This is a genomic window from Nocardia sp. CC201C (assembly GCF_030010695.1).
Taxonomy (GTDB): Bacteria; Actinomycetota; Actinomycetes; order Mycobacteriales; family Mycobacteriaceae; genus Nocardia; species Nocardia otitidiscaviarum.
The window spans coordinates 1-4,777 of sequence record NZ_JASCXP010000494.1; the positions used below are offsets into that span (position 1 = coordinate 1).

The 4,777-nt window shown below is 70.9% G+C and carries 1 protein-coding gene; it reads right to left on the minus strand.

Annotation, left to right across the window (positions count from 1 at the left end):
• On the minus strand, window positions 1-4,777 hold a 4,777-nt coding region (locus QK444_RS32560; protein WP_282785898.1), incomplete at both ends, for a non-ribosomal peptide synthetase.

A 4,777-nucleotide genomic window follows, 5' to 3' on the forward strand; every position in this document is an offset into this window, starting at 1 on the left:
GCCGTCTCGAGCGATCGGCTCAGGCGGGCAGCGACCTTCGTCGCGAGCAGGGAGTTGCCGCCGCGGGCGAAGAAATCGTCGTCCAGACCGATTCGCTCCACCCCGAGCACCTCGGCGAAGACCGCCGCCACCAGCCGCTCCGCCCGGCTCAGCGGTGCGCGGTAGCGAGCGGGGGCGAAGACCGGGTCCGGCAGCGCCGCGCGGTCCACCTTGCCGGTGGCGGTCACCGGCAGCGCGTCCAGCACCACGAGCGCCGCGGGCACCATGTAGGCGGGCAGCACGGCGGCCAGGCGGGCCCGCACGGTCTCGGGGTCCGGGGTGTGGCCCGGTGCGGGTGCGAGGTAGGCGACCAGCCGGTCACCGCCGTCGGCATCCGGACGGGTGACGACGACCGTGGCGGCGATGCCCTCCTGAGCGAGCAGCGCGGCCTCGATATCGCCCAGCTCGATCCGGAACCCCCGGATCTTGACCTGAAAGTCGGTGCGCCCGTGGTACTCCAGCTCTCCGGTCGTGGTCCAGGCCGCGAGATCGCCGGTGCGATACATGCGTTCGCCCGGGGCGGCGAACAGGTCGGGCACGAATCGTTCCGCGGTCAGCGCCCCCGCTCCGACATAGCCGTGCGCCAGCTGCACACCCGCGAGATAGAGTTCACCCACCACGCCGGGCGGAACGGGCCGCAGCCGTGCGTCCAGCACGTAAGCCCGGGTATTCCATTCCGGGCGGCCGATCGCGACCGTCGCGGTATCGCCGTCGTCCACCCGATGCGCGGTCACCGAGACCGCGGCCTCGGTGGGGCCGTACAGATTCCACAACTGGACGTGTGGATTGACCCGACGGAAGCGCTGTGCCGTCGCCGCGGGCAGTGTCTCACCGATGGCGAGCACCAGCCGCGTCGTGGCGGGCAGGTCGGCGGGCGATCCCGCCAGCAGCGCGGTCAGCAGAGACGGCACCAGATGCAATACCGACACTCGCTGTGCGTCGATGAGGGTGCGCAGATACGCCGGATCGCGATGGCCGTCCGGGGCGGCGATCACGGTGCGACCGCCGACCAGGGCCGCCGAATACAGCTCCCACACCGACAGGTCGAAGGTCGCGGCGGTCTTCAACAACACTGTGTCATCGCTGTCGAGGCCGAATGTGGCTTGTTTCCAGAGCAATTGGTTCACCACCGCGCGATGGGGCACCGCGACGCCCTTCGGGCGACCGGTGGACCCCGAGGTGAACACGATGTAGGCGGTGTGCTCCGGTCGCAACGGGGAACGCCGCTCCCCGTCGAGCACCGGGTAGGGCGGCAGAGCGGACAGGTCCAGGGCATCGATCGCCACCACCGGCACGGTGGTCGACGGCAACCCGGCGCTGTCGGCGACGGTGCTCAGCAGCACATGTGGTCCGGCGCCGCGCAGGATCCGATCGAGGCGTTCCGCGGGTTGGTCCGGGTCGATCGGAATGTACGCGCCCCCGGCCGTCAGCACCGCGTACACGCCGACCATCAGCTCCGTGGAGCGGCGCACCGCCAGCGCCACCCGCGTTTCCGGGCCCACCCCCAGTGAGATCAGGTGACGCGCGAGGCGATTCACCCTCGCCGAGAACTCCCGGTAGGTCAGGGTCAGGGGTTCGCCCGTGCCGTGATCCGCCACCAGAGCCACGGCGGCCGGTGTCCGCGCGGCTTGCGCGGCGAAGAGCGAGGCCAGCGTCTGGCGGTCCGGCACCGCATGATCGGTGGCGTTCCACTCGCGCAGGATTCGCGTCGCCTCGACGGTGCCCAGCAGATCCAGATCACCGACCGGCAGGTGCGGACGGGCGACGGCGTCGGTGAGGACGCGCGTGAAGCGCGTCGCGAGATCGGCGACCGTCGTCTCGTCGAAAAGGTCGGTGGCATAGACGATGTGCCCGGCGATCCCGGTCGGCGATCCGGTGTCGTCGTAGTGGTCGGTGAGCACCAATTGCAGATCGAACTGCGCGACACCGGTCTCGATCGCCGATCCGGACACGGTCAGGCCGGGCAGGTCGACCGTCACGGCACCCAGGTTCTGGAAAGAGAAGCCGATCTGCACCAGCGGATGCCGGGCGGTGGAGCGGACCGGATTCAATTCCTCCACCAGCCGCTCGAACGGCAGCCGCGCATGCGCGAAGGCGGCCAGGTCGGCGGTTCGCTGCCGGGACAGCAGCGCCCGGAAGGACTCGCCCGGATCCAGCCGGGCGCGGAATACCACCGTATTGACGAACATGCCGATCAGAGCGTCCAACTCCCGTTCGCCGCGCCCCGCCACCGGTGTGCCCACCGCGATGTCGTCGCCGCCGGACATGCGGGCCAACAGCACCGAGAACGCCGCGTGCACGACCATGAACGGTGTGGCATCGGTGTCGCGGGCCAGTCGCAGCAGTTCCGTATGGACAGCGGCATCGATCGTGACGGCAACCTTGGCGCCCCGGAACGACTGCACGGCCGGGCGCGGCCGGTCGTACGGCAGCGACAGTTCGTCGGGGAGGTCGGCCAGCTGATCGCGCCAGTAGGCGAGCTCGGCCGCGGCCGCGCTGTCGGGGTCGGTCGCGTCGCCGAGTGCCTCGCTCTGCCACACGCTGTAGTCGGCGTACTGGACCGGCAGCGGGGACCAGTCCGGGCCGTGACCGGACAGCCGGGCGGTGTACGCCGTGGAGAGGTCGGCGAGCAGCGGCGCCAGCGACCAGCCATCGGCGGCGATATGGTGGATGACGACGACAAGAACGTGCTCATGCGCTGCGACGCGCAGTAGTTCGATGCGTAGTCCCGGCTCCACGGTCAGGTCGAAACCGACGCGGGCGATGGCGCGCAGGCACTCGTCCGATTCCTCGGCGCGAACGTCGCGCACGTCGAGGCGCGGGGTGACAGCCTCCGGGGGCAGGATCAACTGCCGCGGACCGTCCGGGCCATCCGGGTATACGGTGCGCAGCGGCTCGTGACGAGCGACGAGATCGGCGACGGCCGCCCGCAGCGCGTCGCTGTCCAGCTCACCGCACATACGCACGGCGAACGGGATGTTGTAGGTGTGGGCGCGCTGGTCGAATCGGTTGATGAACCACAGGCGCTGCTGTGCCGGGGACAGCGGAATGCGCGCGGGACGCGGCCGGACCGCCAGCCGCGTGTCCCGGCCGTCGGGGTGCAGCGCCGCGACCCGCTCGGCCAGCGCGGCCACCGTGGACTCCTCGAGCACCAGGCGGATCGGCACGGTGACACCGAGCTCCGCGCCCAGGCGCGCGGCCACCCGGGTGGCGCTCAGGGAATTGCCGCCCAGGGCGAAGAAGCCGTCGTCCAGGCCGACCCGCTCCACCTCGAGCACCTCGGCCAGCACCGCCGCGGTGGCTCGCTCCGCCCGGCTGACCGGGGCGCGATAGGCCACCGTCACCGCGACCGGCTCGGGCAGCGCCCGGCGATCCAGCTTTCCGTTGGCCGTCAGCGGAAGGGCATCGAGCGGCACGAACGCCGCGGGCACCATGTAGTCCGGGAGCCGTCGTGCCAGATCTGTGCGCAGCTCCGGGAGATCCAGCGCCACGGTAGATTCGGGTACCAGATAGGCCACGATCCGCGGATTGTCGGTCTCGTCGTGTCGCAGGATCACCGCCGCCTGGCGCACCCGGCTGTCGGCCACCAGCGCCGCCTCGATCTCACCGAGTTCGATGCGGAAACCGCGCACCTTCACCTGTTCGTCCGCCCGGCCCAGATACTCGAGTTCGCCGGCGGCGGTCCACCGCCCGAGGTCGCCCGATCGGTAGAGCCGGGTACCGGGCGGCCCGAACGGATCGGCGACGAACCGAGCGGCGGTCAGCCCCGGCTGGCCGAGGTACCCGCGTGCGAGCTGGCCGCCGCAGACATGGATCTCCCCGGCGACGCCGAGCGGCACCGGCCGTAGCCGCTTGTCCAGCAGCAGGATTCCCAATCCCGGCAGTGCCCGGCCGATGCCGCCGCCGGATGCCGCGACGTCACGGTCGAGCGCACGGTGTGTGACGTGCACCGTGGTCTCGGTGATGCCGTACATGTCGACCAGCCGCGGCGCGGTGTCGTCGTGGCGGCGGTACCAGTCGGCGAGCCGGCGCACGTCCAGCGCCTCACCGCCGAAGACGATGTAGCGCAGCGATAGTGGTGCTGCGTCGGGATCGGAGTCGGTTCGTTCGACATCGGCGAGCTGGTGGAAGGCCGACGGCGTTTGATTGAGCACGGTGACCCGCTCGCGGCGCAGCAGAGCCAGGAAGGTCGCCGGGGATCGCGACGTCTGGTAGTCGACCACGACCAGGGTGCCGCCGGTGAGCAGCGGCCCCCACAGTTCCCAGACCGAGAAGTCGAAGGCATAGGAGTGGAACAGCGTCCATACGTCGTCGGGCCCGAACCCGAAGGCGGGCGCGGTGTTCCGAAACAGGGTCACCACATTGGCGTGCGGGATCTGCACGCCCTTCGGGCGACCGGTCGAGCCCGAGGTGTAGATGACGTAGGCGATGTGCTGCGGGGCCAGGATGGCCGGCCGCTCGGCGGCCGTGATCGGCGCACCGTCGGTCTCGGCCGCGTTCCAGCGCTCCAGATCGACGACCGGAAGCTCCGGAGGCAGTGTCAGGGGCGCGGTTCCGGCGGTGACGACGCAGGTCGGACGGGCATCGGAGAGCATGTAGGCGATGCGGTCGGCCGGATAGTCGGGGTCGACCGGCAGGTAGCCACCGCCCGCTTTGATCACGGCCAGCAGCGCGACGACCAGCTCGGGCGAGCGGGGCAGTGCGACGGCGACCAGCGCCTCCGGACCGACGCCCCGCC